This is a genomic window from Streptomyces sp. NPDC086023, assembly GCF_044540325.1.
In the GTDB taxonomy this organism is placed as follows: Bacteria; Actinomycetota; Actinomycetes; order Streptomycetales; family Streptomycetaceae; genus Streptomyces.
Genome location: NZ_JBITRX010000022.1, coordinates 76,210 through 91,574 on the forward strand (window position 1 = coordinate 76,210; position 15,365 = coordinate 91,574).

Annotated in this window: 12 protein-coding genes; 10 read left to right on the forward strand and 2 right to left on the reverse strand. The window is 72.5% G+C overall.

Annotated elements, in window-relative coordinates:
- Positions 1 to 64: 64 nt before the first annotated feature.
- Positions 65 to 1,339 (forward strand): ATP-grasp domain-containing protein, encoded by a 1,275-nt coding sequence (locus ACIF6F_RS31755; protein WP_399954834.1) that lies wholly within the window; start codon positions 65 to 67, stop codon positions 1,337 to 1,339.
- Positions 1,340 to 1,383: 44 nt separating this feature from the next.
- Here ACIF6F_RS31755 and ACIF6F_RS31760 read toward each other — a convergent pair whose 3' ends face one another.
- Positions 1,384 to 2,181 carry a phytanoyl-CoA dioxygenase family protein gene (locus tag ACIF6F_RS31760; RefSeq protein ID WP_399954836.1) on the reverse strand — a complete coding sequence of 266 codons (798 nt, stop codon included), beginning with the start codon at positions 2,179 to 2,181 and terminating at the stop codon, positions 1,384 to 1,386.
- A 343-nt stretch (positions 2,182 to 2,524) separates the two neighbouring features.
- Here ACIF6F_RS31760 and ACIF6F_RS31765 point away from each other — a divergent pair, with 343 nt between their 5' ends.
- The 7 genes from ACIF6F_RS31765 to ACIF6F_RS31795 are packed head-to-tail and all read left to right on the forward strand — an operon-like array spanning position 2,525 to position 11,704.
- Positions 2,525 to 3,892, forward strand: a complete 1,368-nt coding sequence (locus tag ACIF6F_RS31765) for a formylglycine-generating enzyme family protein (protein ID WP_399954838.1) — start codon at positions 2,525 to 2,527, stop codon at positions 3,890 to 3,892.
- Positions 3,892 to 5,301 carry an MBL fold metallo-hydrolase gene (locus ACIF6F_RS31770; RefSeq protein ID WP_399954841.1) on the forward strand — a complete coding sequence of 470 codons (1,410 nt, stop codon included), beginning with the start codon at positions 3,892 to 3,894 and terminating at the stop codon, positions 5,299 to 5,301. The genes ACIF6F_RS31765 and ACIF6F_RS31770 overlap by 1 nt, the downstream gene beginning before the upstream one ends.
- Positions 5,298 to 6,302: an alpha/beta hydrolase-fold protein gene (locus ACIF6F_RS31775; protein ID WP_399954844.1), complete on the forward strand. Its 1,005-nt coding sequence runs from the start codon at positions 5,298 to 5,300 to the stop codon at positions 6,300 to 6,302. The genes ACIF6F_RS31770 and ACIF6F_RS31775 overlap by 4 nt, the downstream gene beginning before the upstream one ends.
- A complete protein-coding gene (locus ACIF6F_RS31780) occupies positions 6,290 to 8,134 on the forward strand; it encodes an asparagine synthetase B family protein (protein ID WP_399954848.1) in 1,845 nt (614 codons plus the stop codon). Before ACIF6F_RS31775 ends, ACIF6F_RS31780 begins: the two co-directional genes overlap by 13 nt.
- A complete protein-coding gene (locus tag ACIF6F_RS31785; protein WP_399954851.1) occupies positions 8,076 to 9,173 on the forward strand; it encodes a hypothetical protein in 1,098 nt (365 codons plus the stop codon). Before ACIF6F_RS31780 ends, ACIF6F_RS31785 begins: the two co-directional genes overlap by 59 nt.
- Before the next feature lie 5 nt (positions 9,174 to 9,178).
- Positions 9,179 to 10,573: an aldehyde dehydrogenase family protein gene (locus ACIF6F_RS31790; protein WP_399954854.1), complete on the forward strand. Its 1,395-nt coding sequence runs from the start codon at positions 9,179 to 9,181 to the stop codon at positions 10,571 to 10,573.
- Between the two features lie 3 nt (positions 10,574 to 10,576).
- Entirely contained in the window at positions 10,577 to 11,704 is a 1,128-nt protein-coding gene (locus tag ACIF6F_RS31795) for a threonine aldolase family protein (RefSeq protein ID WP_399954857.1), read from the forward strand.
- On the opposite strand, the gene ACIF6F_RS31800 is transcribed toward ACIF6F_RS31795, so the two are convergent.
- Entirely contained in the window at positions 11,673 to 12,875 is a 1,203-nt protein-coding gene (locus tag ACIF6F_RS31800) for an RNA-guided endonuclease InsQ/TnpB family protein (RefSeq protein ID WP_399954860.1), read from the reverse strand. The genes ACIF6F_RS31795 and ACIF6F_RS31800 overlap by 32 nt on opposite strands.
- A 117-nt stretch (positions 12,876 to 12,992) precedes the next feature.
- Between ACIF6F_RS31800 and ACIF6F_RS31805 the strand changes: the two genes are divergently transcribed.
- Both ACIF6F_RS31805 and ACIF6F_RS31810 read left to right on the forward strand, forming a co-directional pair.
- Positions 12,993 to 13,445 carry a pyridoxamine 5'-phosphate oxidase family protein gene (locus ACIF6F_RS31805; protein WP_399954863.1) on the forward strand — a complete coding sequence of 151 codons (453 nt, stop codon included), beginning with the start codon at positions 12,993 to 12,995 and terminating at the stop codon, positions 13,443 to 13,445.
- Between the two features lie 166 nt (positions 13,446 to 13,611).
- Positions 13,612 to 15,363 (forward strand): FAD-dependent monooxygenase, encoded by a 1,752-nt coding sequence (locus tag ACIF6F_RS31810; RefSeq protein ID WP_399954866.1) that lies wholly within the window; start codon positions 13,612 to 13,614, stop codon positions 15,361 to 15,363.
- The last annotated feature ends 2 nt before the right edge of the window (positions 15,364 to 15,365 follow it).

Sequence of the window (15,365 nt, forward strand, 5' to 3'; positions counted from 1 at the left end):
AGGCTCGGAGGATGGCAGAGCTGAACGGATTTCGGCGAGCGGTGGCCCTGTCTATGTTGAACTCATGACAGCAGACAATCAGAGCAACCCGTGCATCGTGATGGTCGACGCCTACGCCGCGGTCCGTTCGCTGGTTCTGAAATTCCTGGAACAGGGCTGTTCCATCGTCCGCGTGCAGAGTACGCGTGAGGTTCCGTACGTGTACCGCGCGGCGCCGTACGTCCCGGACGACTTCATCGCCGACATCGTCCACGAAGGAGACCTGGAGGCCACGGCCGAAGCCGTCGCGGCGTTCTCCCCGATCGCGGTGATCTCGGGCGGCGAGCTCGGCGTGGAGCTCGCGGACCTGCTCGCCCAGCGGCTCGGCCTGCCCGGCAACGGCACCGAACTCAGCGCCGCGCGGCGCGACAAGCACCTCATGGTCGAGACCGTGCGCGCCGCCGGGCTCCGCGCGGCCCGCCAGCTGCGGGCCACCGACGCGGACGAGCTCGCCGCCTGGCACCGCGAGCTCGGCGGCCGCGTCGTCCTCAAGCCGCCGCGGAGCGCCGGCAGCCAGGGCGTCTCCTTCTGCGACACCCCGGAGGAGTCCGTCGCCGCGTTCCACGCCCTCGCCCCCGCCGACGACGTCTTCTCCCAGCCCAACAACGGGGCCGTGGCGCAGGAGTACCTCGCGGGCACCGAGTACATGGTGAACACCGTCAGCCGCGACGGCCGGCACCACCTGTGCGACGTCTGGCGGACCACCCGCGTCAGCGCCAACGGCGTCGTCGACCTCTGCGACGCCCTCCTGCTGATCGACTCGGGGGAGCGGGTCGTGGACTCCCTCAGGGAGTACGCCTTCCAGGTCCTGGACGCCCTCGGCATCCGGCACGGACCCGCCCACGTGGAGATCCGGATGACCCCCGCCGGACCCTGCCTGGTGGAGGTCGGCGCCCGGATAGCCGGCGGCGGCATCCCGGCCGGCGCAAGCCTCGGCATCGGCGAGTCGCAGCTGGAGTGGACCGTGGACGCGTACCTGCGCCCCGAGCGGTTCCACGCCCGCGCCGGAACCCCGTACGAGGTGCGGAAGTTCTGCGGGATCGTCGGCATGGTCTCGCCGGTGGAGGGCGTGCTCAGCGAGTACCGGGGCATCGAGGAGATCGAGCTGCTGGAGGGCTTCCACACCCTGATCACGCTGGCCAAGCCCGGACAGGAGATCCGCCGGACGGTCGACGACCTCACCTACCCCGTCATCGTGACGCTGCTGCACGACCTCGAAGAGGTCGTGCAGCGCGACCTGAACACGATCCGCCACCTCGACGGCACCGGGTTCTACGTCCTCGACGGCGGGGCGGGCTGACGGAGCTCACCCCCGTTCGACTGAGGAACCGCCGCGGTCGAACGTCACGCCGCGACCGCGGCCGGCTCCAGCCGCGACCACGGCGTCCGCGGCACCCTGTAGACGAAGCTGACCGCGGTACGGGGCTCCGACGCCGTGGTGTTGGGCGCCGAGCGGTGCACCACCAGGCCGTCGAACATCACGGCCGAACCGGGTTCGAGGGGCACGGCCACCGGTTCGGCCGTACGGGGCAGGTGCGCGTCCGCGATGTGCGGCTCGACCGCCTTCGCCAGCCGCGCCTCGCCCGCCAGCCGCTCACGGTCCCCGCTGTGCGGGAACAGCCCGAGCACGTGGGACCCGGGGATGAACTCAAGGCAGCCGTTGCGCGTGGTCGCCGGCTCCAGCGCGATCCAGATCGTCACGATGCCGTGCTCCTCCGCGTCGAAGGCGGGCGGCGCGAAGGCGATGTCCTGGTGCCAGGGCTTGGCCGAGCCCACGACGGGCGGCTTGGCCCACAGGAACGAGTTGACCAGCTCGCCGGGGGCGCCCACGCCCCGCGCGACCGGCCCGTCGGCCAGGCCCAGCGAGCGTTCCACGTCGCCGAACTCCGGTACGTGCTCGTGGATCCGGTCGGCCGACCTGAGCACCCCCTTGAGGGCGCCGGTGCCCTGCTGCCAGGCCGCCCACCCGCCGACGCCGGGCGCCTCCAGGACGAACTCCCCGCCGGAGGCCGTGCGGTCGGCGGCGAGCTCCTCGATCCGGCCGACCGCGCGCCGGAGCCGGGCGAGCGCGTCGCCGGACGCGAGCCCCGGGAGCTGCGTGAACCCGTTCTCCCGTATCTCCCGGGAAGCGGTGTCAACCATTCTTTTCCTCCTTCTCCGGACGTCCTTCCTGAACGCCAAGATCGCGATCAACCTACTCGGAGGTTATCGAGGAATGCTCTTTTCCTGGTTCACCGTTGCGGCTCCCATCGCGGCCTGCGTTACTTGAGTCGTGAGGCCGACCGGCCGCACAAACGCGGACTCGGGAATCCCGATACCCCGGGAATCCCCGATGCAGAAGGGAGATGAAAATGAGCGACCGTGACTTCATCGAGACCCGTGACGCCAAGCAGGAGTGCTCCAAGTGGTAACACGCTGAGCCGCGAATGAGCCGCCCGTACGGAGAAACTCCGTGCGGGCGGCTCGCCGTCCGAGAGAGGTAAAGATGGTAGGTAATCAGGTTTCCGAAGTCATCGAGGTTCCCGCCGACCTGCTGGAGATCGACGAGTCCACCGACGCCCGCTACTGGGCTTCGGTGCAGCGCGTCATCGACCTGGCCGAGGAGAAGGGTCGCGCCGCCGACGGCATACCGCTGCTGGCAAGCCTCGTGGTCGCCCACCCCGAGTGGCCGGTACGCGCCGGCGCGGTGCGGCTGCTGGCCGCGCACCACGCGGGCGACGCCGCCGCCGACACCGCCGTCGCCTCCGCGACGCACGACACGGTCGACTGGGTCGCCTTCACCGCCCTCAAGGTCATCACGGAACACCGGATCGCCGCCGCCGTCCCCGACCTCATCCGCATCTCGGGCTGGCCCAGCAACTTCACCCGCCCCGACTGGGCGCGGAAGCCCGTCGGCTGCGGGGCCGCGCTCACCAAGCGCGCCCTGATCGCCATCTTCGGCACCCGCGACCCCGCCGAACTCCGGCGCCTGGAAGACGAGTACTTCACGGACATGCGGGCCCGGGTCGACGCCGTCCGCACCCGCCCCCGGCGCAACGAGGACGTCGTCCTCGTGCCGGCCGGACCGGCGATCATCGGTGCCGACGAGCAGCCCGACGCGTTCCGCATGGCGCAGGACGACACCACGCTCCGCGCGGTGGACGTGCCCGCCTTCCTCATCGACCGCACCACCGTGACCAACGCCCGCTACCGCGAGTTCCTCGAAGAGGTGGGCGACTCCGGCGAGTTCGACCACCCCGACCAGCCGCTCGGCGGCTCCCACCGCCCCGCGCACTGGCACGACCCCCGCTTCAACGCGCCCGACATGCCGGTCGTCGGCATCGACTGGTACGACGCGTACGCCTTCGCCAAGTGGGCCGGCGGCGCGCTGCCCAGCGAGGTCCAGTGGGAGAAGGCCGCCCGTGGCGTGGACGGACGGCGCTTCCCCTGGGGCAACGACTGGGACCCCGACCGGGTGAACTACGTGGAGCGGTCGTTCGGCCAGGCCGTCGCCGACCTCGACTCCCTCGAAGCGCTCCTCGTCACCATCGAGCAGGGGGAGAACCCCGCCCACCCGGTGCTGGCCGCCGACGCGCTCCCGGCCGGCGCCAGCCCGTACGGCGTCCTGCAGATGTCGGGCAACGTCTGGGAGCTGACCCGGACCAACTTCTACACCGGCGAGGACATGGACCCCTTCTTCCGGGGACGCCACCCGCTGGACTTCATGAACCGCAAGGAAGCCTTCCACGTGCTGCGCGGCGGCACCTTCACCTCGCCGCCCGCCTGCCTCACCACGTTCTACCGCGGCAAGGACCTGATCACCGACCGACACATGGAGGTCGGCTTCCGCTGCGTGTACGAGGGGAACCTCTGATGCGACTGACCTCCCTCGGCCACGCGGCCGTCCTCATCGACACGGGGACGGAGCGGATCCTCTTCGACCCGTGGCTCACCCAGCGCCTGGACCGCTTCTGGGAACACCACCCGCCGCTGCCCGACGACCTGGTCCGCACGGTGCTCGACGAAGGCGTCGACTACGTGGTCCTCAGCCACCACCACTACGACCACCACCACTTCCCCTCCCTGCTCCGCCTGGTCGACGGCGCCGACGTCGACTTCGACGACAGCCCGCGGCAGAGCTCCGAGGTCACCTGCGTCTACCCCGCCGGACCGGTCCCGCCCGTGCTCACCGCCTCCGGACTCGGACACCAGGCGATCTCCTGGACCCTGCGCCGCTTCGGCTTCGAGCGCCTGCGCCCGGTCACGCCGGGCGACACGCTCACCACCCCGGGCGGCACGATCCTGCGGACCTTCCCCTCGGCCGTGTCGTTCCCCGAGATGAGCGTGCTCGTGCAGACCGCCGACGCGGCCGTCATGCTGTGCGGCGACGCGCTCCTCCACGACGACACCGTCGAGGCCTTCGCGCGCGACGACGCGCCGCGGGTCGACGCCGTGTTCGTCCCCGCGCACAGCATCTCGCCGCCCGGCGTCCTCACCGAGCGCCGCCCGCTGACCGACGCAGACGCGATCCGCGCCCGCGCCGTCGCGAACTTCGACCGGTACATCGCCTCGATCCCGGCGACCGTGACCGTGCCCTCCTCGTTCGGCTGGCGCATCAGCGGCGACGGCGAGCGCGACTACTCCTGGTGCAACAAGACGATGTTCCCCTTCACCCCGGCCCAGGCCCTGCGCCGGCTGGACGAGCTGGGCCGCGACGGCCTGCTGTGGGGCCCCGGCCAGGTGCTGGAGGTGGCCCACGGCAAGGCCGCCCTGGTCGACGGGCCGGTCGCGCCCGACGCGTACGACTTCGACGAGGTCTACTCCGCGATCACGCTCGACCCGGCCACGCACGTGCCGGCCTTCGACGCCTCCCTCGACCGGTACGGCGTCCAGACCCGCAGCAGCGAGGACATGCTCCGTGAGCTGCTGGACCGGCTCGTGGCGACCGACTACTGGTACCGCGCCCTGGACGACGGCGCCGGACGGCACGTCGTCTCGCTGTACGAGGACGACGGCACCGAGACCTCGTTCCTCCTCGACCCGGTCGCCGACCGGGTGGTACGGCTCGGCCCCGGCACCGCCCGCAACCACGTCACCGGCGCCGAGGGCTGGACCGAGATGGCGGCGAGCACCCTGGAGGCCATGCTCGGCGCCGAACTCCTGATCGGCAGCTCCTACAGCCTGTGGGCCAGCGACGGCGTACTGCTCTCCGCGGTCTTCCACCACCCGTCCTTCTACACGCGCCACGTGGAGCGCGCCCTGCGGGAGGCGAGCGAGGCATGAGCAGCCCGGTCGTGCTGGAGCACGAGAGCACCAGCCTGCGCGGCAACCCCCTCGGCGACCCCCACCGGCGCCGCATCGAGGTGCACCTGCCGCCCGGCTACGACGGCGTCCGGCGGTTCCCGGTCGTGTACTGGCTGCCCGGGTACGGCGCCAACCCCAGCCTCGCCGGCAAGGCCCTCGCCTTCGGCGCGTCCGTCGCCGACCGCCTCCGCGAGGCGATGACGGACGGCCGCGTGCCGCCCGCGCTGCTCGTCGTGCCCGACTGCACGACCGCCTACGGCGGCTCGCAGTACATCGACTCCGCCGCCTCCGGCGCGTACGCCGGCTACCTGGCCGAGGTCGTCGCCGAGATCGACGCGCGCTTCGTCACCCGCGCGGAACCGGCCTGGCGCACCATCGGCGGCAAGTCCAGCGGCGGCTACGGCGCCCTCGTCGCCGGCATGACCTCCGACCTGTTCGGGTCCGTGATCGCCTGCTCGCCCGACGCCGGGTTCGAGCACAGCTACCTGCCCCTGCTGCCCCGTACGCTCGACACCGTCCGGGCCGCCGGCGGCGTCGACGCGCTGCTCGCCCGCCGCGACACCGGCCCGCACGACGTCCCCTTCATGGTCGCGATGAGCATCATCGCCATGGGCATGTGCTACGCCGACGACCCCCGGACCACCGCGTCGGACGCGCTGCCGTGCGACCCCGAGACCGGCGTGTTCCGCGACGAGGTGTGGCAGCGCTGGCTCACCCACGACCCGGTCCGGATGCTCCCCGCGTACGCCGACCGGCTCGCCGGACTCGGCCTGCTGCACCTCAGCGTCGGGCAGCGCGACGAGTACGGCATGCACTGGGGCGCCCGCGCCCTCCACGCAGCCCTCGACGCCCACCGGGTCCCCCACCTCTACCGCGAGCACGAGGGCGGCCACCAGGGCATCGAGCACGTCTACACCGAGGCTCTGGCGGAGCTCTGGAAGGTGTGGGGGGAACCGGAGGGGGACGCATGTGCGGCATAGCGGGCTTCATCAGCTTCGAAGGACGGCGCGATCCCGCCTGGCTGGACGCGCTCGGCCGGACCATGACCGACGCCATGGCACACCGCGGCGAGGCGGCCTGCGCCCCGTACGTCTCGCCCTGCGGCACCGTCATGCTCTGCGCCACACGGCTCGCCATCCGCGACCGCAGCCACGCCGGCGACCAGCCGATGGCCTCCCCCGACGGCCGGATCGTGCTGGTGCACAACGGCGAGGTCTACGGCTCCCGCTCGCCTGCGCCGCCGCTGTGGCCCCGCCGCACCACCTGTGACACCGAGTTCGCCCTCCAGCAGGTCTGCCGCGAGCCCGCCGACCCGGCCGCCGCGCTGCGCCCGCTGGACGGCATGTTCGCGCTCGCCTGGCACGACACCTGGACCGGACGCGTCGTACTGGCCCGCGACCACTTCGGCGTGAAGCCGCTGTTCTACGCCTTCACCGACGGCGGCCTGCTGTTCGCCTCCGAACAGGGGGTGCTGCTCGCCACCGGCCTCGTCACCCCCGAGGTGGACCGCGAGGAGTACCTGCTGCGCTCCTGGATCCGGATGGACGCCGCGGACGACCGCACCTGGCTGCGCGGCATCGAGACCCTGCCGCCCGCCGAATACCTCGTCATCGACCGGCCCCACACGACCAGGCACCGCTACTGGCACCCCGTGGCGGTGGACCGCCCGATCGAGGCCGAGGAGATCCGGGCCGCCTTCGACCGGGCGATCGAGCAGCGGTCGGTCTCCGACGTCCCCCGGGCGGCGGTGCTCAGCGGCGGCGTCGACAGCACGGCCGTCGTCGCCGGCCTGACCCGCCAGGGGCTGCCGGTCGACACCTACGTACTGCGCTACCAGGACGGCATCGGCGGCTCGGGCGACGACGTCGTGCACGCCACCGAGGCCGCCGAGCACCTGGGCGTACCGCTGACCGTCCTCGACCTCGACCGGCACGCCGCCGCCGAGCTGCTCCCGGTCCTGCCCACCCGGCTGCACCGCCCGCTGCTGCACGGCGCCGAACTGGCGATGCACCACCTCTACCGGGCCATCGCCGCCGACGGGAAGGTCGTCGTCTACTCGGGGCACGGAGCCGACGAGCTCTGGGGGTACCAGGCCGGCCGGTACTTCCCCGTCGTCGACCCCTACGCGCCCACCTTCATCCACGGGCGCCACTACCTGACGCACCGCCTCCACGCCGACGAACGTCCCGTCTGGGCCCGGCTCGTCGAGTGGATGGCCCACGAACTCGACGTCGACATGACGACGGTGACCGACATGGTGTGGGAGCGCACCATGGCCGAGTACCGGGCCCTCAAGACGGCATCGCCGCTCAAACGCGGCAGGCACCACCTGATGCGGCGCTTCCTGGTCTACGTCAACGACATGGTGGACGCCACCTCGTCGACCTTCACCCTGGAGGACCGGCCCGTCTTCCAGGACGTCACCCTCGCCGAGCTGTCCTTCCGCTGCCCCGAACACCTGAAGGACACCAACGAGCCCGGCACCCACAAGGGACTGCTGAAGGCCGCCCTCGCCGACCTGCTGCCCGAATCGATCCGCAACCGCCGCAAGCAGGGCTTCCCGACCCCCACCGACCCCGCCTACGTCCGCCAGCTGACCGACCTGGCCGACGGGCTCGGCACCCCCTTCGGGCTACCGCAGCTGCCGGCCGGACTCCGCGCCGAGCTGGGCGTCGGCGAATGGATGTTCCTTGCCTCAACCTCCGCCTGGCTCGACCACCTCGCGGAGCTCCGAACCCACCCGAGGAGTCACGGTGAGCAGTCCCGTCCCCCACTGGCGCTGGCACATCCTGGAGAGCGCGGCCGACCTTGACCCGCTGCCGCCGGTGATCACGGAGGAGCTCGCCCAGGACGGGTGCAACTTCGTGGTGTGGCGGCCGTCCGAGCTGCCCGCGGGATGCGACACCAGCACCGGCACCATCCGCCGCGAGGCGCCCCCCGGCCGCGTCGAGGCCGAGGGCCGCAGCCCGTGGAGCGACGCCAACCCGTCCGGCTACCGCACCGAGATCTCCGGCGGCGGACGACGGCTGCGGCTGAAGCAGTTCCTGTACGACTGGGCGTTCCCCGCCGCGGACCACCCCTGCCTGTGGGGCAGCGACGCCCGGCCGTACGAGATCGGCGAGGGCCGGGTCGTCTGGCTCGGCACCGACTACATGGGACACCGGGCCGCCAGCGCCCGGATGGCCCGCACCACGGTCGAGCTCTCGGTGCTGGAGGGGGAGTTCACCGACGAGGAACTCGTCGCGCTCTACGCCGCCCTGCGCCCGGCCGTACCGGAGGCGGTCCCCCGGGTGCTGGCCACCCCGTTCGCCGAACTGAGCTACTGGGCCCGGCAGCCGGCCGAGATGGTGTCCGTACCCACCGGCGTCTTCTCCTTCCACCGGCGCGACCGGCAGCACGAGGGCGACTGGGTCGCCGCCGCGGACCTCCCCGCCTTCCTCACCGGACAGGGCGTGCCGCTGTCCGTCGGCGCGTACCGCGCCGACAGCGCCGCGACGTTCGGCGACGGCGCCGCCGTCCGCGAGCTCGACGTCGTCTACGCCTCCGCGTCCGGCGGCGAACTGCGCCTGACCGCGCAGCGCACCGGCGGCGGACGCCTGGTCTTCCCGCCGGAGCGCGACAAGCACCCCGCCACCGCCGAACTCCTCGACCTCGGCGGCCGCCCGCTGCACCTGGGCTACTCCGACGCCCGGTACGGAGCCTGCGACGCCTGGTGGCAGCACCCCGACGGCCACGAGCTCAGGCTGCTCGGCAGCTCGGGCACCGGCCTGGGCCGGGACGCCTTCGTGGACCTGGTCACCGAACTCGACGCCGGCCTCCGCCTGGGCGGCCGCGCCGGGACCCTGGGGTGACCCCGGTGGGACGCCCGATCCTCGACCCCGCCACCGGGCTCGCCTTCGACCACGTACCGGACACGTCCGGTCCCGGCGTCGGCGACGCCGTGGCCCGGGCGGCTTCGGCGTTCCACGACGGCTGGGCCGACACCTCACCGGCCCAGCGCTCCGGCCACCTGCGCGAGCTCGCCGCCCTGCTGCGCGACGACCGCGACACCCTCGCGGCCCTGGAGCAGCGCAACGCGGGCAAGCCCACGGCACGCGCCCTCGGCGAGGTCGACTTCGCAGCGCAGGCCGTCGACTGGTTCGCCGCGGCGGCCCGGTACCCGGTGGGCGAGACCCACCCGGCCGGCCCCGGCATGCGCACGTACACCGACCGCGTGCCGGTCGGGGTGTGCGCCGCCATCGCCCCGAACAACTACCCGCTCCTGCTGGCCGTCTGGAAGATCGCCGCAGCGCTCGCGTACGGCAACACCGTCGTCGTCAAGCCGGCGCCCGAGACCCCGCTGTCGACCCGACGGCTCGTCGAGCGCGCCGCCGAGGTGCTCCCCGAAGGCGTGCTCACCGCCGTCTACGGCGGAGCCGACACCGGCCGGCTGCTGTGCGACCACCCGGACGTCGGCATGGTCTCCTTCACCGGCTCGACGGCGGCGGGGCGCGACGTCGCGCGCCGCTGCGCCGACGGCCTCAAGCCCGCCTCACTGGAGCTCGGCGGCAAGAGCCCCGTCGTCGTCTTCCGCGACGCCGACCTCGACGCGGCCGCCCATGCCGTCGTCACGGGCTTCACCGGCAACACCGGCCAGATGTGCGTGGCCGGGACGCGCCTCGTCGTCGACCGGGCCGTGCACGCCGAGTTCACCGGCCGCGTCGCCGAGCTGGCGGCCGGGCTCCGCGTCGGCCTGCCCGAGGACCCCGCCACCGACCTCGGCCCGCTGATCAGCCGGGCGGCCGTCCGGCGCGCCGCCGAGATCGTCGACGAGGCCGAGCTGCGGGGGGCGAAGGTCATCGTGCCGCCCGGCCGGTCCGGGATCGTGCACGAACTCGGCGGCGGCTTCTTCGTCAACCCGGTCGTCCTGGACGGCACGCCGGCCGACAGCCGCGCCTGGCGCGAGGAGATCTTCGCCCCGGTGCTGTCCGTGACGGCCTTCGACACCGACGCCGAGGCGCTGTCCCTCGCCCACGACACGGCGTACGGCCTGTCGGCGTCCGTCTGGACCTCCGACGCCCACCGGGCCGAGTCCTTCGGCCGGGCCCTGCGCGCCGGCATGGTCTGGGTCAACACCTGGGGCGACACCGAGGAGACGGTCAGCGTCTCGGGCCTCGGCCAGTCCGGATACGGCCGCGAGCTCGGCATCCACGCGGTGGAGGGCTACACCAGGCCCCGCGCCGTCTGGGTCGCCCACCGGGCACGGGGGTAGGCCGTGACGCAGCCAGCCGACCCCCGGCTCGACTTCCGCAGCGACACCCGCACCGTGCCGGACGCGCGCATGCGCGCGGCGATGACCGCGGCCGAGGTCGGGGACGACGTGTACGGGGACGACCCCACCGTCGCCCTCCTCGAAGCGCGGGTCGCCGACCTGCTCGGCACCGAGGACGCGCTGCTCACGCCCACCGGCACCATGTCGAACCTGCTCGCCGCGCTCGCCGCGGCCGGTTCCCACGGACCGCGCGGCGCGCCGCTGCTGGTCGTCGGCGAGGACACCCACATGGCCTTCCTCGAAGCCGACGGGCTGCGCCAGTTCGCCGGGATCGAGCTGCTGCCGGTGCCGCAGCGCCCCGACGGCCTGCCCGACCCCGACGCCGTGGCCGCGGTGCTCGCCGCCGGAGGCGGCCGGCCCGCCGTGGTCTGCCTGGAGAACACGAGCATGATGCGCTCCGGCAACGCCCTCGACGCGGCGGCCACCCGCGCCCTGGCCGACCTGGCCCACCGGTACGGCGCCCACGTCCACCTCGACGGTGCCCGGCTCGCCAACGCGGCCGTGGCGCTCGGGGTCCCTCCCGCGGAGCTGGCAGCCCCCGTGGACAGCGTCGCCTTCTCCGTCTCCAAGGGACTCGGCGCGCCGGTCGGCGGGCTGCTGTGCGGGACGCACGCGTACGTCGCACGCGCCCGCGAGGTACGGTCCGCGCTGGGCGGCTCGATGCACCAGTCCGGCGTCATCGCGGCCCCCGCCCTCGTCGCCCTGGACCGCCTGCCCGAGCTGGCGGCCGACCACGCCACGGCCGCCGCGCTCGCCGCCGGCTTCGCGACGGTGCCCGGCGCCGGCCTCCTGCGCCCGCCGCGGCCGACCAACATGGTCATGGCCCGCGTCGCCGGGCTGACCCCGGAGGAATGCGCCCGCCGCCTCGCCGGACACGGGGTGCGCGTCCTGCCGCTGCCCAACGGCTTCGTGCGCTTCGCTGTGCACCGGGCACACGACATGATCGGTGTGCGTGCGGCCGTCGATGCACTGGCGGCCGTCGCGGCCACCGCGCCGGTGGCCCGTACGACGAGCGAAGGAGCCCCCGCCGGCCGGGGACTCACCACGACTGCTTGGACGGAGGAATCTTGACGTCCTCGCCGCCCTGGCGGGCGGGGATTCCCGCCTGCCGGCCGGTGGTGACCGGCTGAGGCTTCGGGTGGGTTCCCCGTCCGACGGGCCGTGCCTGGCGTGGGATTTCCACGCCAGGGCTTACCGGCCCTCCGGGGGCGTTCAGCCTCTCCGCCCGTCCGGCGGCGAGGATCACTCGCGACGCATTGAGGTCACGAACATGTTCGGTACCGCAGCACTCGCACCGCCAGGTGCGCACGTGCAGCGGCTTCCTTCCGTCCACGGTCCAGCACACGTGGCAGGTCTGGGAGGACGGCAGCCACCGCGACACGATGCCGACGTGTCGGCCGTACCTGGCGGCCTTCTCCTCCGGGATGCGGCGGAACATGCCCCATGCGGCGTCGTGGACGGACTTGGCGAGGCGGGTGCGTGCCAGAGCGGAGACCGCCAGGTCTTCGAGGTAGACCGCTTGGTTGTCGCGGATCAGCCTCGAAGCGGTCTGGTGGCACCAGTCCTTGCGCGCGTCGGCCGCCCGGGCATGGGTACGGTCGACCTTGACCCGGGCCTCGGCCCGGTTTTTCGACCCCTTGCCCTTCCGGCTCAGGTTCTGCTGAGCCTTGCGCAGCCGGCGCTCGGCACGGCGCAGGAAGCGGGGGTTGCCGATCACCGTGCCGTCGGACAACACGAAGTACCGGCCCGACGCGTCCTTGACCACCGTCACCGACGACGGGGCACAGGGCAGGGGCCGGGACCAGCGGACCCGGACGTCACCGATCTTCGCGAGGTTGAGCCGGCCGTTCTCCCGCAGCCGGAACCCGTTCTTCGAGAAGCGGACCGACTGCCGACTGCCCTTCTTCGACTTGAACGCCGGCAGACCCATCCGCCGGCCACGGCGCTTGCCCGCCACCCAGGCGAAGGAATTCGTGTACGCGCTGTCCAGGTCGCGGAGGGAGGACTGCAGGGCGTCCACGGACACCTCCGCCAGCCACGCCCGCTCGGGTGTCTTCTTCGCTTCGGTGATCACCCGCTTCGCCAGAGCCCCGGTCGGGATCCTCGACCGGTCCGCCTGCCAGGTCTCCTTCCGGACGGCCAGCGCATCGTTGAAGACCACACGGGCGCAACCGAACGTCCGTGCCAACGCTATGCGCTGACTGGGAGTCGGCTCGATCCGGAACGAGTACCTCAGATGCATGCGCGTAACCTGACAACCGCCACTGACAACGCCGCTCCGCCCAAGGGCCGAACCGGCATTGGGCGGGTCTTCGCTCTTCCCCTAGCGGATGCCGGGGGCATACCCGAAAGGACTCCGATGACGGCTGTGCCACCGCGTGGGCTGGAAGAACGCCTGGAGGACACTCGCAAGAGACTGGAGAACGACGTCGATCTCTGGGTCTCCTCGGCGGGTGACCCGGGCGGTCCGTACCTCATCCCGCTCTCCTTCCTCTGGGACGGGACCGCGTTCCTCGTCTCGACGCCGCGTTCCTCCGTCACCGGCCGCAACCTGCTGGCGGACGGCCGGGTGCGCGTCGCCCTCGGCCCGACGCGCGACGTCGTGATCGTGGAGGGCACCGCGGAGCCGGTGGACGTGGCGGAACTGGGCGGGACGGCCGACGCCTTCGCGGCCAAGACCGGGTTCGACCCGCGCGAACTGACCCAGCCCTACCAGTACTTCCGCATAAGGCCCCAGCGCATCCAGGCCTGGCGGGAGGCCAACGAGCTGTCCGGTCGCACGCTGATGAGCGACGGCGTCTGGCTCGGCTGAGCACTGGCAGAACACCGGAGGGACCCCTTCCCCCGAGGCACGCAACCGGCCGGTCACCCGTGGGACCGGCCGGCGGCGTTTCGGAGTCCAGTCGTCCTTGACCAGGGTTACGGACGACGTTGTCAGGCTGTGCGGGAGAAGCCATCTGAATTCTGGAAGGGCGAACATGACGTCTATCGAGGTTCCGGTCCTGATCGTGGGCGGCGGCGGGTGTGGCCTGTCCGCCTCCGTCTTCCTCTCCGACCAGGGCGTCGACCACCTGCTGGTGGAGCGGCACGCGGACACGTCGAGGGTGCCGAAGGCGCACTACCTCAACCAGCGGACGATGGAGATCTTCCGCCAGCACGGGATCCGCGACGACGTCCTCGCGGAGGCGGCCCCGCTGGACAAGTTCGGCAAGGTGCGCTGGGCGACCACGTTCGCCGGCGACGGCCCGCTGGACGCCCGCCAGATCCACGAGATGGACGCCTTCGGTGGCGGCGAGCTGACGGAGAAGTACGCGGCGGCCGGCCCGGAGCTGCCCTCGAAGCTGCCGCAGATGTGGCTGGAGCCGATCCTGCGCCGCCACGCGGAGGAGCGGAACCCGGGGCGGATCCTCTTCAGCCACGAGGTCGTCGACTTCTCCGACGAGGGCGACCACGTGGCCGCCGAGGTGCGCAACCTGGAGACCGGCGAGACCATCACGGTCAAGGCGAAGTACCTCCTCGGCGCCGACGGCGGCCGCTTCGTCGGCTCCAAGGTCGGCATCCAGATGCAGGGCCCGCCCAGCGACGTCAACACCACGACCGTGTACTTCTCCGCCGACCTGTCGCAGTGGTGGGAGGAGGGCACGCTCATCACGCACTACCTCAGCCCGGAGGACCCCGACCTGTCGGTCAACCTCATCGAGATGGGCCCGAGCTGGGGCAAGGCCTGTGAGCAGTGGGGCCTGCACATGGCCCCCGGCCCGGCCGGCCGCTGGAACAACGAGACGGTCGTCGACCGCATCCGCGAGGTGCTGAAGGTCCCGGACCTGGAAGTGACCGTGCACAAGGTCACGGACTGGATCGTGAACGCGATCCTCGCCGACAAGTACCGGGTCGGCCGGGTGCTGATCGCCGGCGACGCCGCGCACAAGCAGCCGCCCGCCGTGGGCCTCGGCCTCAACACCGGCATCCAGGACGCGCACAACATCGCGTGGAAGCTGGCCGCGGTGCTGAACGGCAGCGCGCCCGAGAGCCTGATCGACACCTACGAGGCCGAGCGCCGGCCGATCGGCCGCGAGAACGTCGACTGGGCGGTCTCCGCCGCCCAGCACCACCAGGTGGTCATCGACGCCATAGGCGGCGGCCACAACATCCCGGCGGGGCGCCGCGGCCAGCGTCTGGCGGCGTACTTCGACCCGTCCCCGCTCGGCGACACCGTCCGCGCGCGGGCCCTGGAGGTGTTCCACACCCACCGCGGCGGCTGCCAGTCCTTCGACATGGAGATCGGCTTCGCCTACGAGCAGGGCGCGGTCATCTCCGACGGCACCGAACGCCCGGCCCGTCCGCCGATGCGCGACGAGCACGTCCCGACGTCGCGCCCCGGCCACCGGCTGCCGCACGCCTGGATCACCCGGGACGGCGAGCGCCTGTCCACCCTCGACCTCACCGGCCGGACCGGCTTCACGCTGATCACCGGCCCGGAGGGGACCGCCTGGACCGAGGCGGCCGCGCGCGTGGCGGAGAAGTTCTCCGTCCCGGTCAACGCGGTCCGCATCGGCGAGGGCGGCGAGTACGCCGACGTGGACGGCGGTTGGGAGGCCGTCCGGCAGATCACCGGTGCCGGCGCGCTCCTGATCCGTCCCGACCAGCACGTGGCCTGGCGCAGCACCGGTGCCGCCGAGGACGCGGAGCAGGCGCTGACGGACGTCTTCGCCACCATCCTGGACCGCTGATC

Bases quoted from the DNA above. Each gene is read 5' to 3' on its own strand.
- ACIF6F_RS31755 (WP_399954834.1), top strand. From the start codon at position 65: ATGACAGCAGACAATCAGAGCAACCCGTGCATCGTGATGGTCGACGCC.
- ACIF6F_RS31760 (WP_399954836.1), bottom strand. From the start codon at position 2,181: ATGGTTGACACCGCTTCCCGGGAGATACGGGAGAACGGGTTCACGCAG.
- ACIF6F_RS31765 (WP_399954838.1), top strand. From the start codon at position 2,525: ATGGTAGGTAATCAGGTTTCCGAAGTCATCGAGGTTCCCGCCGACCTG.
- ACIF6F_RS31770 (WP_399954841.1), top strand. From the start codon at position 3,892: ATGCGACTGACCTCCCTCGGCCACGCGGCCGTCCTCATCGACACGGGG.
- ACIF6F_RS31775 (WP_399954844.1), top strand. From the start codon at position 5,298: ATGAGCAGCCCGGTCGTGCTGGAGCACGAGAGCACCAGCCTGCGCGGC.
- ACIF6F_RS31780 (WP_399954848.1), top strand. From the start codon at position 6,290: ATGTGCGGCATAGCGGGCTTCATCAGCTTCGAAGGACGGCGCGATCCC.
- ACIF6F_RS31800 (WP_399954860.1), bottom strand. From the start codon at position 12,875: ATGCATCTGAGGTACTCGTTCCGGATCGAGCCGACTCCCAGTCAGCGC.
- ACIF6F_RS31805 (WP_399954863.1), top strand. From the start codon at position 12,993: ATGACGGCTGTGCCACCGCGTGGGCTGGAAGAACGCCTGGAGGACACT.
- ACIF6F_RS31810 (WP_399954866.1), top strand. From the start codon at position 13,612: ATGACGTCTATCGAGGTTCCGGTCCTGATCGTGGGCGGCGGCGGGTGT.